We start from the raw sequence: 19,903 nt of genomic DNA on the forward strand, positions 1-19,903 counted from the left end.
CTAGCCCTTGGCCGCCACCCGGCGCAGTGCCGCGAGGGCCGTGGGCCAGGCGTGGGCGAAGTCCTGGCGGTAACCCGCCCCGAGGTCGCCGTGCCGTTCCCAGCCGTGATGGTGGACCTCCACCAGAGTGCCGACTGCCTGCGCCGTGAACGTCACGGCGACCTCAGTGGCCTGTTCCACGCGAGGGATGGGCACGCGGTCGGGGCCAATCTGCCAGCTGAAGACCAGACCGCTCGGCGGGCTCCAGTCCAATACGCGGCCCCAGTCCCAGCGCAGCCCATGGGGGCCGATCTCGTACAGAGCACCGTCGCTTCGGCCCTCGATGCCGATGCTGGTCAGACCGTCCGGCCCCGACCAGGAGAACTCTCTCGGCCACCAGCGGTCGAAGCCGGAGGTGAACAGTTCGAACGAGGCGGGCTGGTCCAGGAGGAGCTCAACCGCCGCGTGCACAGATTCGTGTCCCATGCGTGGACCGTAGGCCACGGCACTGACATGCGGCGGGGACCGGCTGATCAGCCGCTGCGGCCGGCGAAGGACACGCGGTACGCGCTGGGAGAGGTCCCCAGCACCCGGCGGAAGTGGAGGCGGAGGTTGGACGGGCTGCCGAGGCCGCACCGCTCGGCGATCCGGTCGACGCTCCAGTCGGTGTCCTCCAGCAGCTCCCGGGCCCGGTTGAGGCGGGCGGTGAGCAGCCACTGGAACGGCGTGACGCCGGTTTCGTCGACGAACCTGCGGGCGAACGTACGCGGCGACATGCACGCGTGCTCGGCCAGGAGCGCGACGGGCAACGGCCGGTGCAGGTGCTCCAGGGCCCAGGCCCGGGTGGCGGCGAGCGACCCGCCGCCGGTCCTCGCCGGAAGCGGGTGCTCCACATACTGTGCCTGGCCGCCCTCGCGATGGGGTGCGGCGACGAGGCCGCGCGCCACCCGGTTGGCCACCTTCACACCCAGGTCACGCCGCACCAAATGCAGGCACAGGTCGATGCCCGCCGCCACGCCCGCCGACGTGAGTACTTGGCCCTCGTCCACGTACAGCGCTTTCCGGTCCACCTGTACCTCCGGGTAACCGGCCGCGAGCTCCCCGGCGTGCCGCCAGTGCGTGGCCACCGTACGGCCGTCGAGCACCCCGGCCGCGGCCAGGGCGAAGGCGCCGGTGCAGATCGAGACCATCCGCGCGCCCCGGGCATGTGCGGTGGCCAGGGCATCGAGGATGGCCGGCTCCGACGTGCGCAGGTGCGGGGCGAAGCCGGGGACCACGACGGTGTCGGCGCTCCGCAGCGCCTCCAGCCCGGCATCGACGGTGACGGCGAACCCGTTGGTCGACGGGACGAGCCCCGGCACGCGGGCGCACAGCGTCGGGCGGTAGGGCGTGGGCACGTCGGGCGGGGCGAAGACCTGAGCCGGGATGCCCAGGTCCAGCGGTACGACCGCGTCGAGGACGAGGATCGCCACTCGGTGCGGTGCGGGCATGGCAGGATCCTCTCGGTACTCGGCATTGCTGCCACTGTAGCCTCGGGCCGCACGGAACGAGCATGGGCGCTATGAACACCGAAACGCCCGGCATCCCAGCCCCGCCGGACACCCCGCTCGCCCGCCGCACTCTCGACTTCGTCACCCGCGAGGAGTCGCCCGCCGTCGCGCACCACAGCATCCGCAGCGCGCTGTTCGCCCGGATGCTCGCCGACCACCGCGGCGCAGAGCCGGTCCGGGACTACGACCCGTTGCCGCTCTTCCTCGCGTGCGTGCTGCACGACATCGGGCTGAGCGACATCGGCAACCGGCACCAGCGGTTCGAGGTGGATGGCGCGGACACCGCCGCGGAGTTCCTGACCCGGCAGAATCTGCCCGGGGCGGAGGTGGACGCCGTGTGGGAGGCGATCGCGCTGCACACCTCACCGGGCGTCGCCGAACGCCGCGGCGCGCTGTGCGAGCTGGTCCGGGCGGGCGTGGGGGTGGATATCGGCATCGGCGGGGAGTTCGTCACCGAGGCGGCCGCCGCGGCCATGCACGCCGCGTATCCACGGCTGTCGATGGCCACAGCCCTGACCGACGAGATCGTCGCCCAGGCGCGTTCCTGTCCCGAGAAGGCCCCGCCCTACTCCCTCCCCGCCGAGCTGCTGCGCGAGCGTTCCACGCCACCGCACCGGTCGCTGCTGGAGGAGGCCGAGGCGGCCCGATGGGGACGCTGACTCGGCGGGTCCGGCACTTCGCTGTCACCGTCTCTGTCACAGTCGCCGACGCCGCTGTCTCTCAGCTGTGTGAGGCCGCCGACCGGGCCGCCTCGCACAGCTGAGACGGAAGGTGCAAACGCGAATCGCCTCTGCCGTCGGTGTCGGGCAGTGTCGGGCTCGCGTGTCCTGGCGTGTCACCGGTCATCCCACCCGCGCCTTTCGTACAAGACGAGACGCCCGTCCCGGGGTTGTCAGGCACTTCCATGTCTGGCAACCCCGGGACGGCACGGGTCAGCGGATCTGCCCGTCGAGGGTATCGAGCCAGCGGGACAGGGCGGCACCGATCTCGTCCGGTGAGTCTTCCTGGACGGAGTGCAGGCCGGACACGGTGACCTCGGACTGGTTCTTGAAGGTACGTGCGAACTCCCGATCGTCGCCGGTGAGCGCCATGCCGGGTTCGGCGTTGACGAAGAGCTTCGGGATGTCCGTACCGGGCAAGAACGCGCTGTACTCCTCGACGATGGCGTGCACATCGGCGGGTTCTCCGTCGATCGGCACCTCGCGGGGCCAGGTGAGGGTGGGGCGCCGGTCCTCGCCTGGAGTGCGGTAGGGCCGTTGGTACTCGGTGAGTTCGGTATCGGTCAGGGCGCGCAGAATGCCGGCGGGCAGGAAGCCCTCCACGAAGGCGTTCTGCTCGAGAACGAGTTCCTCGCCGGCGGCCGAGCGCCAAGCGCGGAAATACTCGCCTACCTCACCGAAGCCGGCCCAGGTGTACGGCCGGACGATGGCTTCCATGTAAGCGATACCGGCGACCGCGTCAGGGTGACGGCGGGCCCAGTCGAAGCCCAGCGCGGATCCCCAGTCATGCACCACGAACACGACGTTGTCGGCCACGCCGAGCTGGTCGAGCAGCGCGTCGAGGTGGCGGCGGTGCTCGACGAAGCGGTACCGGGCATCGCCGGTGCCAGGCAGCTTGGCCGAGTCGCCCATGCCGATGAGGTCCGGGGCGATGGCCCGCCGCACGCCGGCCACGTGCGGGATGATGTTGCGCCACACGTAGGACGAGGTCGGGTTGCCGTGCAGGAACACGATCGGGTCGCCTTCACCGGCCTCCAGGTAGGCCATGGTGGTTCCCAGTACCGTCGCGGTCTTCTTCTCGTACATTCTGGTCCTTTTCGGGTGGTGGGCAGGCGCGGAGGCGCCATGGGGACACGCGGGAGCGCGCCGTCCGGCAGGGGGATCGAGAACGTGCCGGACGAACCGGCGTGGGTGTGTCAGGCGGGGAACAGGCTGTCGACGAAGCCGCCCAGGTCGACGTGGGAGCGTGCCTCCGGGTGCGAGCGGTAGATCGCGCCGGCGCGTTCGGCGTGCTCCAGGCGGCGGATCTCAGTGAGTACTTCGGGAAACTCCCGGGCCTGCCGCGCCGAGGTGGCGAACACGAGGTCGTGGGGATCCACGCAGCCGCGGCCGACCGCTGTGGCCACCCACTTCCGGCAGCGGCAGGCGTTGGCCTTGTCGAACAGCCCGCACCGGGCGCGCATCAGGTTGGTGATCCGCTCCCGGGCACGCTGCAGACGCTTGCGGTACGCGGCCGAGGTGATGTCGAGAATCTCCGCCGCGGTCGCATGGTCCAGTTCCATGATCTCGCCGAGAATGTAGGTCATCCGGTGCTCACGGTCCAGACAGAGCAGCATCGCGAGCGTGCAGCCGACCTTGACCTCCTCGATCAGCAGCCGCTCCTCGACGTCAGGATGTGGTGTCGCCAGCGGGGACTGTGGCAGGCGGGACAGCTCGGCTTCGAAATCGGTGAAGCTCAGTGCCTGCCGCTCGCCCCGGGTGCGGGCGATGGACAGAAACTTGTTGGTCGCCACCCGGTACACCCAGGTGGCGAAGGCGCTTTCGGCCCGGAACCGGTCCAGCCGGGTGACCACCTGGATCAGCGCCTCCTGAGCCGCGTCCTCGGCATCACGGGGATCGCCGAAGAACCGCACGGCCAGCCGGAACACTTCCGGCTGCACCGCGCGCGCCACCCGCTCCAGAGCCGCCCGGTCTCCGCCCACAGCCGCCGCCACATCCTCGGCCGTCCCGCCCATTCTCGTGTGTTCCATGACCGGTCGTTCCCTTCCTCACCCGGGCCGGCGTCTGCCGTGCCCGATCCTTCCGTGGAATTAGACGCTCGTGAGCGGGAAGGTGTGACCGGCGCGCTGACGCCGGAGTGACGAGAGAACGCCGGGTGCATCGGATCCGTGATGCCGTTGTCGACAGGAAACGTGCTGCCCAGCCTGCGAGTGCCGGGACTGTGGGCCGGGTCGAGGGTGAGTTCGCGACCCGCACGTGATCGAGACTGGTCCCGCGATCCTGACACCCGGGAACCGCGGAAGCACGCCCAGGTCTGCCTGACCAGGCAGAACATGCTCCTCCGCGGTTGCAGTTTTGGTTGCGTTCATCGGCGTACAGCACCATTCAGAGGCGCCACCAGCCCCTGCATCACCGCAGGTCAGGACGGTCCCGTACGCCCCCGAGCCCCCAGACGAAGACTTGGAAAGCGCGTTGGGGGCAACCCCTCATGAGTTCGAATTCTCGTATCCTCCGCCCAGCCTCACCGGGCTGAACGAAGACCCCGACCGCTCAGCGGCCGGGGCCTTCGTCGTGTGACTCCCGGTCCGGAAACCAACGGTGCTCGTCCACGGTCCAGCGGGTCAACACTGGCCGTGTGGCTGAGCGGTGCCCTGTCCCTCATAGATGCCGTGCGAAGCGGTCGGCCTGGAGCTGGAGCCGGCGGAGACCGGACAGCTCTCGGCCGTGCGGAGGCAGCGGGATCCGCGGATGCGGGAGCAGGTGCTGACGGCCTACGAGTACCAGTGCGCTTTCTGCGGCTACGACGGCAGGATCGGCGCCGTGCCGGTCGGCCTGGAGGCCGCGCACGTGCGCTGGTGGGCGTTCGACGGCCCCGACGACGTCGACAACGGACTGTGCCTGTGCTCGCTGCACCACAAGCTCTTCGACAAGGGCGTCCTCGGCATCGGTGACAGCCACCGCATCCTGGTCTCGCAGCGCTTCATCGGCCGCAGCTCCGCCGCCCGCGAACACGTCATAGCGCTCGCCGGCCGCCCGCTCATCGGACCTCAACCGGGTGCCTGCCCCGTCGCGGCGACCCACCGCTCCTGGCACACAGACCAGGTCTTCCACGGCAGCCCACGCCCCGCCACGGCAGCATGATCGCCGAATCGTCGGCGACCGACTGGTAAGCAGCGCGACACCAAGAGTATGGTCTCTTGTATGGCGACCAAGAAGGTAACGGTGACGATTCCCGAGGATCTCCTGGACGAGATCCGTGCGGAGGCGGCAGAGCGGGGCCTGTCGGCGTACGTCGCCGAGGCGCTGCGCTTCAAGCGCGACCGGGACCGGCTGCGAGAACTGGTCGACTGGCTGCAGGAGGAACACGGCCCCGTCACCGAGGACGAGCGCGCGGCAGCGTTTGTGGAGCTGGAGGACCTCGACGCCGAGCACGAGCGCCGCCGTGCCACCGGAAAGCAGAACGCCGGAAAGGCCGCGTGAAGAAGCGGGCCGGTGAGCACGGGCAGAGGCCGCTCCGTATCTTCGTGCTCGATTGCGAAGCCCTGTCCCTGGCGGTGCGCGGCGACCGGAAGATGATCGCCTGGCTCGATCTCGCGGCCCGGGGCGAGGCCGAGGTGGTGACGTCTCCGATGACGCTGGTCGAGGCGTACGACGGCAGAACCACCGAGCGACGCTGGGACTGGGTGCTGTCCCGGCTCAAGGTCACTGACATTGGCAAGGACGAGGCACGCCAGGCCCGTCGGCTCCTGGCCGACACCAAGTTGCACGGCCACAAGTACGCGATCGACGCCGTGCTCGCCGTCATCGCGCGACAGCAGAAGGGACAGGTCACCGTCTTCACATCGGACGTGGACGACCTGGAGAAGCTGGTTCCGGACACCATCGTCGTCAAGAAGGTATGACCCGGCACTCTGGTCTCAGTTCTGGTTTCGTTCGGCCATGCTCATCGTGTCTCCATCTGTTGGGCGGGGCCGCACCGACCACCCAGACATCGATGTCGTGGGTGAGCCGATGCTCGGTGTCGCGACGCTGCGCGAGGGAGCGGGGTCTGTGCAGGTCATGGCTGTGATCGCCGGACGGCTCAGCGCAGCTCCTGGATGCGGATCAGGTTGCCCGCGGGATCGCGGACAGCGCAGTCGCGAATCCCGTACGGCTGCTCGGTCGGCTCCTGGACGACCTCGGCGTCGCTGGCCTGCAGCCGCTCGAAGGTGCCGTCGAGGTCCCTGGTGGCCAGCAGGATCCAGCCGTAGGTGCCCTTGGCCATCATCTCGACGATGGTGCGGCGCTCATCGTCGGTGATGCCGGGGTCGGCGGCCGGCGGCGCCAGGAGGATGGACGTGCCGGGCTGGTCGGCGGGGCCGACCGTGATCCAGCGCATCTTGCCGTTTCCGACGTCGTTGCGGACCTCGAAGCCGAGCGTGTCGCGGTAGAAGGCCAGGGATGCGTCCGGGTCGTCGTGCGGTAGGAAGCTCGCGTGAATGGTGATGTCCATGGTGGTCAGGCTAGTTACGGCGCCCTGACCCGCGCTTCTCGATTCCTGATCGGTCTGGTCACCTGTTTCGCCACGCACGACGGCATCCCCGCCGTCGCACGCGCCGCGTGGCGCCGGTAGGTGCTGGGCGGCACACCGACCAACTCGGTGAAGCGAGTGCTGAAGGTGCCCAGCGACGCGCAGCCGACCGCGAAACAGACCTCGGTGACGCTGAGGTCGCCACGACGCAGCAGTGCCATCGCGCGCTCGATGCGCCGCGTCATCAGATAGGCGTACGGCGACTCGCCGTAGGCGCGCCGGAACTCGCGGCTGAGGTGCCCGGCCGACATGTGCGCGCCCCGGGCGAGCGCCTCGACGTCCAGCGGCTGCGCGTACTCCCGGTCGATCCGGTCGCGGACGCGGCGCAGCCGCGCGAGGTCGCGCAAGTGCTGCGCTGCTGGGGGCACCTCCCGCGGCCGCGAGGCCGTGGGGGAGGGTCTGCTGCTCACCTGCGCAATCGTGCCACGTCGCACCGGGGTACGCAGCATTCAGCGTCCCGATATCGCCGTCGGGACAAGGTCTCCGCGCAGCCTCACCGGGCTGAACGAAGGCCCCGACCGCTGGAACCTGAGCTCAGCGGTCGGGGCCTTCGTCATTCCGTGGTTGCGGGCGTCAGGCCTGGCCGTCCAGGTAGGAGGCCACCCACGCCAGCGGGGCGTTCCAGTTGATGGTGATCTCGTTTGTGGACCAGGACTCGATGTCGTCCACGTAGCACTTCGCCGGGGCGCAGCCCTTGAGCTTGGTCTGGGCGACCGGGTCGTCGATCGACGAGTTCGGACCGCCCGCCACGGAGCCGGGGGCCGGCTGCGGCAGCTTGGCGTCCTCCTGCTTGGCCCAGAAGCGGTGGTGCTGGTTGTGCGCGTACCGCTCGCCGTGGCCGGTGACGTACGACAGGCCCATCGGGTTGCGGCCCAGGATGTAGTCCATGCCGCTCGTCACCGCGTCGCGGTACTTGGCGTCGCCGGTGATGTCGTGGGCGGTGCCGAGGACGACCATGTTGTTCAGCACCTGGCCGTTGGAGCCCCAGTCGTAGCCGCTTCCGCCGGGGGCGTACGGGACGCCGTACGCGGCCTTGCGGGCATCGGCGGCGTAGCGGTCGGCGGCCTGGGTGACGGTCTTCTGGACGGCCTTGACCTCGGCGTCGCCCAGCTTGTTCGGCACGGTGGCCAGGTTCAGGGCGCCGAGCCCGCCGACCGACTGCCAGGAGATGCCGCTGCTCGGGAAGAGCGCCTTGCTGTCGTTGTGCAGCGGGGACTTCAGCACCGCCTGGCGGTACTCCTTGTCACCGGTGGTGGTGAACAGCTCGGCCGCGGCCCAGTAGAACTCGTCCTTGACGTCGTAGTCGCTGTAGGCGCCGCCGCCGGTGGTGTCGCCGGGGTCGGCGTACATCTCCGGGTTCTTCTGCGCGGCGTCCCAGGCGGCGCGCGCGGCCTTCAGGGACTTGGCAGCGAACTCCGCGTCATACGGCTCGAAGAGGCGGGCGGCCTGGGCGGCGGTGGCGGCCAGGTTCAGGGTGGCGGCGGTGGACGGCGCGTGCAGCTCGCGCTTGCCCTCGCTCTCGTGGGCCATCAGCGGCAGGGCGGCCCACTCGCTGTCGTGGACCTTGTGGTGGGCCATGCCGGCGAGCTTCTCGCCCTGGGGCACCTGCATGCTCAGCAGGAAGTCCATCTCCCAGCGGGCCTCGTCCAGGATGTCGGGGGTGCCGTTGCCCTGCTCGGGCACGACGAGCCGGCCGTCGCCGAGCGCGTCGCCGTCGGCGCCCTCGGCGTGCTGGGTGCGCTCATAGCCGGACATCAGCTGGGCAACGGAGATACCGCCGTTGACCACGTACTTTCCGTAGTCACCCGCGTCGTACCAGCCACCGCTGACATCGAGGGTGTAGTCACACACCTTGGGCTGGCAGGGCACCTTCTCGTCGCTGGCCCCCTTGGCGCCGTCGACGTGGCCGGCGGGGCGGGCGTACTCCTCGCCGACGAGGTCGGCGTCGATCTCGATACCACTGCGGTTGTGGTAGAAGTACGCGAGGGAATCGGTGCGCAGCTGCGAGTAGAGGTCGTCGGCGATGGTGAACGGCTCGCTCTTCTGGCCGTCGACGGTGACGGTGTAGCCCTCACCGCTCTCGGTGACCTTGCTGAAGTCGAAGGTGTGGACCTTCTCGCCGGAGGACCGGTCCGCACCGGCGGGCGTGGTCATCCCCTCGGCCAGCTTCTTGCCGTCCGCGTCGTTGAGGGACCAGGCCAGCGGCTTCTTGGCCTTGGTCACGAACGTGCCCTTCTTGGGGCTCTCGGTCTGGTACCCAACCTGGTTCACCCGGACGGTCGGGGCGGGGCCGGTCTTGGAGGCGGCCGGCTTGGAGATCTGCGGCTTGGCCGCCGGTGCGGCGGGGCCGAGCTCGGGGCCGAACTCCGTAAAGGCGAGGGTGGGGACGGCGATACCGCCGGCCAGTACACCGGCCACGGTCGCGACAGCCAGCCTGCGGCGTCCGCTGCGGTTCAGCCGGTCAAGCACACGGGCCATACGGGGGAGCGGGCGAGGCACCAGGAGGGTCCTTCCGAGGTGGGGTGTGAGAGTTCCGCGGCTTTCCAACCGCCTCACCGACAGTAGGAGGGGGACCTGGTCACAATCGCCGTACGCGCGAGCGAAGTTGTGAACCTTCGATCGAACGAAAGGCGTGTACCTCAATTGAGGTACACGCCTTGCGGGCGCCCGGTGGGAAGGGTGCTGAGCGATCTTCAAAGAGCCGAAAAGTCACTCTTTGCAATCGCGTAATGACACAGGCCCATCGGATCTGGACACCGTCCGCGCCACCGTCGCTGTCATTGACGCGGCCTCGCACAGTGCGGCGACCGGAAGGGCGGCCACCGAGTGATCGCCAAGACCACCAGTGGCAAGGACACCGGCAAACTGATCGTTTATCTCTACGGCTGCGGCCGGGCCAACGAGCACACCGACCCGCACCTGGTCGCCTCCCGGGACGGCTTCGCCCGCGCGTCGCCGCCACCCGGCATCCCGCCCAACGGCAACCCGGACGGCTGCCGCTGGGTCGCCGTACGCGTCTGCTTCGCCACCAAGCCAGCGCCGACCAGCGCAATCGAGGCAAGGGCGCCGTTTTCGCTGGGTGACCGCGATGAGGTAGACGGCGGCGACCCCTCGCTGCGCGGCTGGCTCGCCGAGCCCGTGCTGCTGGCCAGGGATCTGGCCGAGCCCCACCGAGGGCCCCGACCGCTCAGGGCGGATTCAAGGGGCCCTCGTCGTGCCGCAGTCTCAGCTGTCTCGGCCGACCAGGCTCACATGGTCTCGCTGAGGTCTCTGGAGTACTGCTCGATGGGTCGCCGGTACTGCTGCACGTGAGGGTCCTGGCTGGTGGTGGCGAGCAGTCTCAGCAAGATCTGCATGGCTTCGTGATGGTCTTCGGTGTTGAACAGGGCCATGGCGAGGAATGTCTGAAGAGCCCCGTCGTCGGGGTACTGCGATACGCCGAGACGGAGAGTGTCGACGGCGTCCGTGTACCGACCGAGCACCCGGTAGGTACTTCCGAGGCCTAGTAATGCGCCACGGCGGACCTCGTCCGACAGCCCGGTCCCGCTCAGACAGCGTTCGTAATAGGGAACAGCCTCGGATTCCAGCCCCAGCCGGTCGTGGACCGCAGCTGTGTCATACGCCACTTCAGCATCTTCGGGGAATCTCGTAGCCAGAGCCAACAGGTGTTCTCTGGCTTCTTCAAGGCACCCCTGTTCGCGCAGCCGGACGGCTTCGGCCAGCAGTTCTTCCTTGCTCTGTGCACTCATGCGCACATCGTCGCAGGTCCGGTGGTTTTCGCCCTCTCCGGAAGGCGGGGGGAACGAAACGGGAAGCGGCGCCGCAACACTCCCCCAGTCGATGCAGTCGAGTGAGGAGAGCCCGTGACGGACACCCTGTCCGCAAACCGCGTCCTGATGGTGCTGCCCTCGCACCGGCTGGTCCGTAAGGCCGCCGAGGCCGGCTGCCGGGTCTGGTCGGTGTGGGATCCCGCGCTGCGGGACCGCACCTATCTGGACAAGGTGGCCCAGTACTCGGAGCAGCTGCTGCTGGCCGACATGGACGACGAGACGGCCCTGCGCGCCCTCATCGCCCGCACAGCCCGCGAGCACCAGGTCACCCAGGTGATGCACCTGGGCGGTGTGAGGGCGATGGGTCCCGTGCTCGCGGAGGCCGAAGCACTGGGGCTCGGAGCCAATCCCGCGCACGCCGTCCGGCTGCTCAGCGACCGGGGCGCGTTGCGCGAGCTGCTGCGCACCCACCCCCGTCTGCGAGTACATGCCAGGCGGGCCGCCGATGCCGCCGGGGTCCGGGAGGCGATGGCGCATTTCGCAGGCGCTCCCTTCGTCGTCAAGTCCGCAGTGGCCTCCGGCGGTTGCGATGCGGCGTTCATCCGGGACACGCATGAACTCGGCCGCTGGGAGCGGCGGGCGGCGGCGCTGGGCAGCTGTGGCCCCTTCGTCATCGAGGAGTACCTGACCGGCCCTCAGTACGCCGTAGAGACGCTCAGCGTCGACGGAATGCACCAGGTCGTCGGCATCACGGCCGCCCGGACCACCGGCCCGCCCCGCTTCGTGACGACCTCCCATGTCCACCCGGCGCCCCTCGGCGTACGCGACGAGGCAGCAATCCGCTCCGCGGTCTGCGCGCTGCTGGATCTGGTGGCTTTCGAGTGCGGCCCAGCGCATACCGAGGTGGTGCAGACCCCCGGCGGCCCCCGCATCCTGGCGTCGCGGGCCGGGCTCGGCGGGGGGCATATCCCGTTGCTGGTAGAGCTGGCCAGCGGGACCGACCTGGAGGAGGAGACCTTCCGGGCACTCACGGGACGTGTCCCGATGCTGGCCTCCGCCCGCCGGACCGCCATGATCGGCTTCTTCCCGTTCTCCGAGGACCGGTCAGCCCCTCTCTCTGACCTCGGCGGTTTGCGGGCCCTGCCCTATGTGCGCGCCGTGGAGTTCCCGACGCGGCCGGGCGGGCCCGTACCCCGTACCACCGGGCACACGTCTCACCGCGGCTTCGTCGTGGTCATCGGTGCCGGGCCGGAGGAGGCCGCCGAACACCTGGCGGCCGCCTGCAGCCTGCTGCGCGTCGAATCCGAGACGGAGGCCGAAAGCGAGCCATGGCCGTGAACCGAAACACATCCTTGAACCCGGACAACTTCGACCAGGGAAGACAGCCGAACGCCAAGACCCGGAGGACAGAGGACAGGTGGACATTCGCCAGCTCACGACGTTCCAGAAGGCCGCCACGCTGCTCAGCTTCAGCCGTGCGGCGGCCGAACTCAACTACGCGCAGTCCAGCGTCACCGGACAGATCAGAGGGCTGGAGAACTCGCTCGGGGTGCAGCTGTTCGAACGACTCTCCGGCAGGAAGGTCCGGCTCACGCCGGCGGGGCAGCGGTTACTGCCGTACGCCGAGCGTCTGCTGTCCCTGGCCGGGGAGGCACGCGGTGTGACAGCCGGTCTCCCGGAGCCCTCGGGGCAGTTGGTCATCGGCACCATGGAAACGCTCGCCACCTACCGCATGCCGCCCGTACTGGAGTACTTCCATCACCGCTACCCGCAACTCCAGTTGGTGCTCCGGCCCGGCTCCGGCGCCGAAACCCTGCATGCCCTGAGGCAGGGCACCGTCGACCTCGGGCTGATCATGTCAGCCGAGAACCGGCACAGCGGCGTGGAGAGCGAAGTGCTCAGTCCCGAGCCCCTGGTGGCTGTCGTCGGCCCTGATCATGAGCTGGCGACCCGGACGCGGGTAACCGCAGCGGATCTACGCAGCGTGCCCATCCTCGCGCCGGAGTCCGGGCGCGGCTACCGCCGACTGCTGGAGGCGGAGTTGCGCAGCGGCCCGGGCACGCCCGTACCGCTGCTGAAGTCCGGCACCGTGGAATCGACCAAGCGCTGGGCGGCATCAGGCCTCGGCATCGGGCTGCTGCCCATGGTGGCGGTTGAGGAGGACACCGCGACAGGGGCGCTGGCACCACTGGCCTGGCGTCCCCCCTTCGAGGTGTACACCCAGCTCATCCGGCGCCGCCGGACGCCGCTCAGCCGGGAAATGCAACTGTTCATCGACCGGGTCAGGGCCTTTATGGCCCAGGAGCACGGTGCGGTCGCCGCCTGATCCGCCAGGCACTCTTCAGAGCAGCGATTACCGAGCCTTCGGAATGTCCGAATGCAGTGATTCCCGTAAACCGATAAGCAGTTCATTGACCGACCACCTGCCGGATGCTGAAATTAAATCACCAACACGGGCCGCCCCGAAAAGCGGAAAACCGTGACCGTGCTCGGCGAAAAGGAGTCGACTATGAACAGCAACGTGACCACGACCACCGAGGCCCACCAGATGCTGGACAGTCTGTACGCCGTCGGCGCCCAGTTCGACGCCGACTGGAGCGGCGTGGGCGACGAGACCCTCGCGGGCCTGCGTGAGGCAGCCGCTTCCGGCGACGAGGCCCTGCAGAAACTCCTTACGAACCTGGCGTTCACCAAGTTCGAGGGCGCCGACCAGGCTGCTCGCCTCTCCGCCTCGCTGGCCGGCATCAAGCAGGCGGCCGTCGCGGAGATCTTCGAGGAGCTGCCGACCACCTCCATCGAGGACCTGCGCGTCGCCGCCGAGGCAGCCGGCTACGAGGTCGAGATTCTCGCCTGACGGGCAGGGGCGGTACGGCTCGGTCCCGGACCCCTGCGTCCGGGACCGAGCCGCCCCTGGGCCATATTCCGCCCCTCCCCCTCACCGGCCGACACCACGGAAGAAAGAGGACTGTTGTGAACGAGTCGTTCTCCATCGAGGGACTTTGTTGGCGGGAAAACTGGCGGATTGATAATGGGAACGATTCCTATGTCGTCCCCTTTCCAACTCTGCGACCCGCCACCCTGGTTTTCCACGGCGAGACAAAATTCAGCTACGGACATTACGGAATTCACCTGGGGCAGGCCGATGTACTGACCTTCCTCGGCCCCAGCACCGGTACGGTCACCGGCCACTTCATCGACTGCAGGCAGGGGTCGCCCACCGCGGGCGTCCGCGAGCAGCACACCTGGGCTCCGGGTTCAGCCCGGGCTCTCTACATCCCGCCAGGCGTGGCCCACACCTTCGACGGCCTGGAGTTCGTGAACACGATTAACTCCTACGAGCTTTTCCTTCCCGACCCCGGGGAGTGGGTGCACGGCACCCTCGACTGGCAGCCCGACGCGGACATCATCAACCTACCGCTCGATGTCGCCGATGGGGATCTGCCGCTCTACAAGCCCAACTCCCAACCGGCGAGCGAGCTCTGGTACGACATGGTGGCCGCCCAGCAGCGCGCCATGATCCCCAAGGTATCGTACGAATACCCCATCACCCGCGATGTACGGCTCGCAGACGGCACCGTCCGTCGGGTCGAGCTGCGCAGGCGGCTCCCGCAGAACCAGAACAAGAACTGGGAGCCCCTGGACATAGTTTTCGGCGTCGGCTGGGTGCGCCACCCGGTGATCTCCAGCGGCCCGGAGTCCGGCTTCTCGGCCCTCCTCGACCGGCACCCGCTGTACTTCATCGACCACGGTGAGACCGGTTACACCCACGATGCGTACGGCATCCACCTCGGCCAAGAGGATCGGCTGACCTTCGCCGGACCCCGCGATCAGGAGGTCACCCTCCACCTCATCGACACCCGGGTGGACTCGCCGACCTACGGCGCCGACGTCACCCTCACCTTCTTCCCCGACCCGGAGCGCTATCTACTGATTCCGCCGGGAGTCGGCCACGCCTTCGAGCACCTAGAGAACGTCTACACGGTCAACCGGCCCCGCACGCTTCTCCCAGAGGACGGCAGCGAATACCAGCCGGGCAACGACGTCATCGACTGGCAGGTCGCCAAGCGCCCGATCCCGTCGCTTCGGGCCAACGCCATCCCAGCGAGCCGCGATTACTACGAGGCCCGGGTCGCCGACCAGAAGCAGCTCCGGGACATGCCCGTCATGCACTCCACGCCGTCCGTAATGATGCTCAAGGGACAGGATGGCAAGGAGATTCGCGTCGCGCTCCGGAGGAAAGTGCCGACCGCCTCCTGACCCCAAGATTCTTCCGGAACTGAAGCGCCTTCACCCCGCTGTCTGTCCTCGGCCCCCGTGGGCGCGGCCGCCGCGACAAGTCGGCCGCGCCCACGGCATCCCCGCTGTCCGCACCATCCGTGCCGTCACTCGGAGTTGGGAATTTCGATGCTGTCGCTTTCTAAGTCACTGGCCCCTTTACGGCACAGGAATTACCGCCTGCTGTTCATCTCCTTCATCATCAGCATGCTGGGGGACGGTGTCTGGCTGGTCGCCCTGCCCTGGGTCGCCATGGAACTGGGAGGCAACAGCTCCGATCTGGCGATGGTGGTGGGCGCGGAGTCGGTGGGTCTGATCTCCTGTGTCCTGGTCGGCGGCGCTCTCGCCGACCGCTATCCGCGCAAGGCCGTCATCGGCTGGTCCCTCACGGCGGCTCTGGGCGCCCTTTCGGCGCTTACCATCATCCACATATCCGGTCACCTGGAGATATGGCACCTGGTCGGGGCGGCGCTTGTTCTAGGTGCCGCCGCGGCGATCAGCGGACCGGCAACCGACGCCTTCACCCCGGACCTAGTGCCGGAGGACGATCTGCACGCCGCCAACGCGCTGGAGTCCATCGTGCGATCGCTGGCCGTCAGGATGGTCGGCCCGGCCGTCGGCGGCCTGCTCATCTCGCTAGTCGACTCGCTCATCATCATCGTCATGAACGCGGTCAGCTTCGGCATCGCCGCCGTCTGCGTCGCCATGATCAAGCCACTGCCCTCCGCGGTCGGCCGGGCCGACGACGGTGCTGCGGACGCCGACGGAGCCCCGGTCCCATACCGGCAGGCGCTGCGCTATCTCTTCAGCGAGCGCTGGCTGTGGGTACTGATCGTCTGGTCCGGTCTGGTGCTGCTGCTCCAGTCGGGACCGCGGCAGGTCCTGCTGCCCTTCGTAATCCACAACGATCTGGGCGGCGATGCCCGCAACTACGGCACGCTCATCGCCGTCACGGGCATAGCGGCGGTGGTGGGATCGTTCGTGGTGGCCTCGCGCAAGCCACCACGGGACTACCCCCGCCTGATGCTGCTCGCCTGGACGGCAGGGGCTGCCCCGCTGGCACTGATGGTCTTCGTACCGTCCTTCTGGATGCTGCTGCCACTGGGCGTCATGTACGGGTTCTTCTCGACCGTGGGCAACGTGTACTGGTCCACCCTGGTGCAGACCTCGGTGCCGAGCGCGGTTAGGGGCCGGGTCATCAGCATCGACTGGCTGGGGTCGCTGGCCCTGGTGCCGCTGTCGGCGGCGCTGGCCGGCCTGAGTCCGAACCGCGGCTTCGTCATCTGGCTGTTCGTGCTCGGCGGCGCGCTCCCTGTCCTGCTGACGCTGTTCACCCTGAGATGGGTCGATCTGCAGGCTCTGCGCACCGCACCGGCCGACGAGTCGAAGGCGAGCACGGCGGAGGCAGACACGGCGAAGGGGTCGACGGGAACGGCCGACGTGCCCGGTCCGTCCTCGGCAGCTGACTCGGCCCCGGTTCCGCTGTCCTGACGGTGCATCTGCCTCCCCTGTAGCGTCCCCGGCAGGTTCGTGACGTGCGAAGTCCCGGGCCGAGGAAGGGAAGGGGAGCGGTTCGGGAACGGCCATGACCAGTATCAGGAATGTCGAAAGCGACCGGACAGACCGATACCAAGGGGTGGGAGATGCACAGCAAGGTGGCCATAGTTACCGGGGCGATCGCCATGGCGATCGCGCTCGCGACCGGGGGTGTTGTCCAGACGGTCCACGCCGGGAACACGGCATGGGTAGTGGCAGGCGACGAGGGGCCGTCGGTCGGCACTCCCGCGCCGCCGGGCCGGGACGGTGCCACAGCCCCTGGCTTCTGATCCAGACGACCCAGGCCTCTCAGAGCCCTCAGGCCCAGCTACGGTGGGATGCCGCCAGGCCCATGGCCTCGAAGAGGCCATGGGCCTGGCGGAAGTACTCCGCAGCCTCTTGGTGGTCACCCACGTCCTCGGCGGCGCGCGCCAGACCGACCAGTGCACAGGCTGTCTCAACGCGGTAGCCGAGGACAGTTGAGCGCTCGAAGGCGCTCTTGTGCAGCTGCAGGGCCCGGGCCGGGTCGCCGCTCCCGCGGTGGACCCGGCCCACGATGTTCTCAACCTCCGAGGACCGCAGCCTTGCTCCCGAGCGGCCGACCAGCTCCAGGGCACGATCGGCGTCGTGGAGGGCGTTCTCCCGCTCGCCGAGGAGCTGCCGGGCCTCCGCCATGAAGGCCAGGGCGAGGGCGTGGTTCTCCGACCTGCGGGTCTCGTCACCGAGCGCCAGGGCCTGTTCGAGGATGTCCAGCGCCTGGCGCACGTCCCCGGTGCCGAGCCGGGTCGCCGCGAGTTCGATCAGGGCCATTTTTTCATTGTCGTACGAGCCGATCCGCTGATTGATGCGCACGGCGCGCTCGACGGCCCCTGCGGCCTCCGGAAAGCGTCCCAGCCAGCGGTAAACAGTGCTGAGATTGGTCCAGCTCTCGGCCGCGCCGACCTCGTCCCCGCTCTCCCGCCGGAGGACCACCGCCTGTTCCAGAAACGAAAGTGCTTCGGCAATGTGGCCGAGCGCGCTGTGCAGCAGCCCGAGCCGACCGACGCTGATGGCCTCGTGCTGACGGTCGCCGGACCGGCGGCTGATCTCCAGCGCCTCCGAAGCTGCCTCGACACCCTCCGGGAAGTGACCCAGCCTCCAGTGCGACACCGCTAGGTTGTTCAGGCTCAGGCTCAGCAACCGGGGCTCGCCCAGCCGCCGGGCGGCCCGGACGGCGGCGACCCCCTGCGTTGCCTGTTCCTCCACCCGGCTGCGCGTGTAGAAGTAGAAGGCCAGGTTCCGGGACAGGTGGAGCACACACCGCTGATCCGCCGCATCGCCCTCGCGGTTCAGGGCGAGCTGGATTGCGTGGTGCTCCCGATCGAACCAGGCCAACGCGTCCTCTGGGGTAGGGAACGACGGCAGCCCCGCGTCAGGCACAGGGAAGCCAGTCTCAATGCGCAGCCTGTCGGGGAACAGCGCCGCACACGCGGCTTCCGTCGCCCCCAGGTAGTACGGAAGAAGCCGTCGGGCCACCACGCCGTCGGCCTCGTCCCCGTCGGCGGTGCCCGCCCATAGGGACCGGGCGAAGCTGCGCACCAGGTCGTGGAAGCTGTAGAGCGTCTCCGTATGCTGCTGCAGCAGATGTACGTCGAGCAGGTGCTCGAGCACGTCCTCGGCCTCGCGGGCCGACGTGCCCGCCAGCGCCGCAGCGGACCAGACGTCAATCTCCACACCCGGGTGCTGGCCAAGCAGGCAGAACACAGCCCGTTGCCGGGCTCCCAGTGCCTGGTACGACAGTTCCAGGGCCGCCGTGACACTGCGTTGTCCCACGCTGAGCTCATCGAGCCGCCGCGTCTCGTGGCTGAGCCGTTCGACAAGGTGGCGCACAGTCCATCGCGGCCGGTTGCGCAGCCGGGCAGCCACGATGCGCAGAGCGAGCGGCAGTCGGCCACACAGCTCGGCGAGCTCGGCCACCGCTTCCGGCTCGGCGGCCGCACGCTCGGCCCCGAGCATCTCCGCCAGCAGTGCGGTGCTGTCCTCGGGCACCAGCATGCCGATGGAGAACCACTCGGCACCGTCCAGATCCACCAGCCTGGCCCGGCTAGTGACCAGCACCAAGCAGCCGGGGGAGGCCGGCAGCAGTGGTAGCACCTGAGCCGTGTCGGCGGCATTGTCCAGCAGGATCAGCACTCTCTTGCGCGCCAGCGCGGCCCGCCACACACGAGCGCGCTCCTCCGCGCTGCCCGGGAGAGGCTGGTGCGGCATCCCCAGAGCCCGCAGCAAGCTCTCCAGCGCGGCACCCGGCCGGAACGGGCTCTCGCCCGGGGTAAATCCACGCAGGTCGATATGGAGCTGGCCGTCCGGGTAGTGGGGGGCGAGCCGGTGGGCGGCATGCACGGCCAAGGCCGTTTTCCCCGCGCCGCCCATGCCGTCAATGGCGATGACATGGGTTCCCTCACCCCCGGGTCTGCGGACATGGTCGAGCAGCAGTTCCAGTTCCTCGTTCCGTCCGGTGAAGTCAGGAGGGTCGTACGGCAGGGCGCGGATCCCCTGTGCCGGGCCGGGCGAACCGTCCGGCCCGGCGCTGGCGGGCCGGTGCGGCGGGGCGAGATCCGGGTCCTCCCGCAATATGGCCTCGTGCAACCCGGCAAGCCGGGCGCCCGGGTCGATACCCAGCTCCTCCGCGAGAAGAGCACGCACCGCACCGTACTCCTCCAGTGCCTCGACTCCTCGGCCCGCTCGATAGAGGGCCAGCATCAGGTGCCCGCGCGGGGCCTCCCGCAGCGGATGCTGCGACACAAGCGCTCGCAGATCACCTACTAGCTCACCTGCCTCTCCCAGCGCGAGGCGCAGCTCGAAGCACTGCTCGCTGGCGGCCAGTCGTCGCTCCTCCCATACGATCGCGGCCGCCTCGATCACCCTGCCGCCCCGGCCGACCATGACCGGGCCTCGCCACAGCGCCAGCGCTTCGCGCAACGCGACGACGGCGTCGGACCGGCGCTCCTCCGCGACGGCTTCCCGCGCCAAGCGCAGCCCCCGGGCGAACTCACTCAGATCCAGTCCGAATTCCGCCGACTCAGCGCGGTAGCCGGGGCCATCGGTGACGATGACCCCTGCGCCGCCCGGTATACGTCGGCGCAGGTCTGAAATCGCCTTGCGCACCTGGTGCTCGGCACTCAACGGCGGCAGCTCGTCCCAGGCCGCTTCGACGAGCCGCGCGACCGGGACTAACCTGCCGTACTCCAGCAGCAGGGTGACGAGTATGCGTTCCTGGATCACGCCGCCGAGGCGCAACCGCGCGTCCCCGGCCCAGCCCTCCACCGCCCCAAGGACGTGAAAACGAAGACCTTGCTCAGAACCCACCCGCGCATCCCCCCTCTTTGCTGCCTGGCCCCAGGCGAGGGCCCGTGGTCATCGGCCCCTGCCCCGTTCCGTCGGACACCGTGCGGGCGTCGGTGCGGACTTCCTTCCCCCTCGGTTCACAGATCCTAGCCCCGTGCCTCTCACGAGGCGATTACTCCG

General features: G+C 68.9%; 18 protein-coding genes and 2 pseudogenes. 11 read left to right on the forward strand and 9 right to left on the reverse strand.

Translation table 11 applies throughout. From position 1 onward, the window contains the following. Together test1122_RS12070 and test1122_RS12075 are read right to left on the reverse strand one after the other, a co-directional pair. Positions 1-465, reverse strand: a complete 465-nt coding sequence (locus test1122_RS12070) for an SRPBCC domain-containing protein (protein WP_232269173.1) — start codon at positions 463-465, stop codon at positions 1-3. Positions 466-512: 47 nt separating this feature from the next. Then, a complete protein-coding gene (locus test1122_RS12075; RefSeq protein ID WP_232269174.1) occupies positions 513-1,469 on the reverse strand; it encodes a GlxA family transcriptional regulator in 957 nt (318 codons plus the stop codon). 71 nt (positions 1,470-1,540) lie between these two features. Here test1122_RS12075 and test1122_RS12080 point away from each other — a divergent pair, with 71 nt between their 5' ends. After that, a complete protein-coding gene (locus test1122_RS12080; RefSeq protein WP_232269175.1) occupies positions 1,541-2,188 on the forward strand; it encodes an HD domain-containing protein in 648 nt (215 codons plus the stop codon). 273 nt (positions 2,189-2,461) lie between these two features. Here test1122_RS12080 and test1122_RS12085 read toward each other — a convergent pair whose 3' ends face one another. Both test1122_RS12085 and test1122_RS12090 read right to left on the reverse strand, forming a co-directional pair. Further along, a complete protein-coding gene (locus test1122_RS12085) occupies positions 2,462-3,334 on the reverse strand; it encodes a haloalkane dehalogenase (protein WP_232269176.1) in 873 nt (290 codons plus the stop codon). 110 nt (positions 3,335-3,444) lie between these two features. Beyond that, a complete protein-coding gene (locus test1122_RS12090; RefSeq protein ID WP_232269177.1) occupies positions 3,445-4,278 on the reverse strand; it encodes an RNA polymerase sigma factor in 834 nt (277 codons plus the stop codon). A 640-nt stretch (positions 4,279-4,918) separates the two neighbouring features. Here test1122_RS12090 and test1122_RS12095 point away from each other — a divergent pair. The 3 genes and pseudogenes from test1122_RS12095 to test1122_RS12105 all read left to right on the forward strand — a co-directional run. Further along, positions 4,919-5,389, forward strand: a pseudogene (locus test1122_RS12095) (phosphorothioated DNA-binding restriction endonuclease); the annotation flags it as partial. A 60-nt stretch (positions 5,390-5,449) separates the two neighbouring features. Next, positions 5,450-5,728: a ribbon-helix-helix domain-containing protein gene (locus tag test1122_RS12100; protein WP_232269178.1), complete on the forward strand. Its 279-nt coding sequence runs from the start codon at positions 5,450-5,452 to the stop codon at positions 5,726-5,728. After that, on the forward strand, positions 5,725-6,150 hold the full coding sequence (locus test1122_RS12105; protein WP_232269179.1) for a PIN domain-containing protein: 426 nt from the start codon (positions 5,725-5,727) through the stop codon (positions 6,148-6,150). The genes test1122_RS12100 and test1122_RS12105 overlap by 4 nt, the downstream gene beginning before the upstream one ends. A gap of 179 nt (positions 6,151-6,329) precedes the next feature. On the opposite strand, the gene test1122_RS12110 is transcribed toward test1122_RS12105, so the two are convergent. From test1122_RS12110 to test1122_RS12120, 3 genes are all read right to left on the reverse strand, one after another. Next, positions 6,330-6,740: a VOC family protein gene (locus test1122_RS12110; protein ID WP_232269180.1), complete on the reverse strand. Its 411-nt coding sequence runs from the start codon at positions 6,738-6,740 to the stop codon at positions 6,330-6,332. A 14-nt stretch (positions 6,741-6,754) separates the two neighbouring features. After that, a complete protein-coding gene (locus test1122_RS12115) occupies positions 6,755-7,228 on the reverse strand; it encodes a helix-turn-helix transcriptional regulator (RefSeq protein WP_422396970.1) in 474 nt (157 codons plus the stop codon). Between the two features lie 163 nt (positions 7,229-7,391). Next, positions 7,392-9,296 carry a glycoside hydrolase family 9 protein gene (locus test1122_RS12120; RefSeq protein WP_422396971.1) on the reverse strand — a complete coding sequence of 635 codons (1,905 nt, stop codon included), beginning with the start codon at positions 9,294-9,296 and terminating at the stop codon, positions 7,392-7,394. Between the two features lie 348 nt (positions 9,297-9,644). Here test1122_RS12120 and test1122_RS12125 point away from each other — a divergent pair. After that, positions 9,645-9,833 (forward strand): annotated as a pseudogene (locus test1122_RS12125) (hypothetical protein); the annotation flags it as partial. Between the two features lie 233 nt (positions 9,834-10,066). On the opposite strand, the gene test1122_RS12130 reads toward test1122_RS12125, so the two are convergent. Then, entirely contained in the window at positions 10,067-10,567 is a 501-nt protein-coding gene (locus test1122_RS12130) for a tetratricopeptide repeat protein (protein WP_232269181.1), read from the reverse strand. A gap of 114 nt (positions 10,568-10,681) precedes the next feature. On the opposite strand from test1122_RS12130, the gene test1122_RS12135 reads away from it, so the two are divergent. From test1122_RS12135 to test1122_RS12160, 6 genes are all read left to right on the forward strand, one after another. Beyond that, positions 10,682-11,926 (forward strand): ATP-grasp domain-containing protein, encoded by a 1,245-nt coding sequence (locus test1122_RS12135; protein WP_232269182.1) that lies wholly within the window; start codon positions 10,682-10,684, stop codon positions 11,924-11,926. 79 nt (positions 11,927-12,005) lie between these two features. Continuing rightward, on the forward strand, positions 12,006-12,914 hold the full coding sequence (locus tag test1122_RS12140; protein ID WP_232269183.1) for a LysR family transcriptional regulator: 909 nt from the start codon (positions 12,006-12,008) through the stop codon (positions 12,912-12,914). 183 nt (positions 12,915-13,097) lie between these two features. After that, entirely contained in the window at positions 13,098-13,442 is a 345-nt protein-coding gene (locus test1122_RS12145) for a hypothetical protein (protein ID WP_232269184.1), read from the forward strand. A 116-nt stretch (positions 13,443-13,558) separates the two neighbouring features. After that, positions 13,559-14,845: a dTDP-4-dehydrorhamnose 3,5-epimerase family protein gene (locus tag test1122_RS12150; RefSeq protein WP_232269185.1), complete on the forward strand. Its 1,287-nt coding sequence runs from the start codon at positions 13,559-13,561 to the stop codon at positions 14,843-14,845. Positions 14,846-14,992: 147 nt separating this feature from the next. Then, the gene (locus test1122_RS12155; protein ID WP_232269186.1) at positions 14,993-16,354 is read left to right on the forward strand and encodes an MFS transporter; all 1,362 of its coding nucleotides are present in this window, start codon (positions 14,993-14,995) and stop codon (positions 16,352-16,354) included. A gap of 110 nt (positions 16,355-16,464) precedes the next feature. After that, positions 16,465-16,689 carry a hypothetical protein gene (locus test1122_RS12160; RefSeq protein ID WP_232269187.1) on the forward strand — a complete coding sequence of 75 codons (225 nt, stop codon included), beginning with the start codon at positions 16,465-16,467 and terminating at the stop codon, positions 16,687-16,689. A 28-nt stretch (positions 16,690-16,717) separates the two neighbouring features. Here test1122_RS12160 and test1122_RS12165 read toward each other — a convergent pair whose 3' ends face one another. Beyond that, on the reverse strand, positions 16,718-19,744 hold the full coding sequence (locus test1122_RS12165; protein WP_232269188.1) for an AfsR/SARP family transcriptional regulator: 3,027 nt from the start codon (positions 19,742-19,744) through the stop codon (positions 16,718-16,720). Positions 19,745-19,903 lie beyond the last annotated feature (159 nt).

This window comes from Streptomyces gobiensis (genome assembly GCF_021216675.1).
In the GTDB taxonomy this organism is placed as follows: domain Bacteria; phylum Actinomycetota; class Actinomycetes; order Streptomycetales; family Streptomycetaceae; genus Streptomyces; species Streptomyces gobiensis.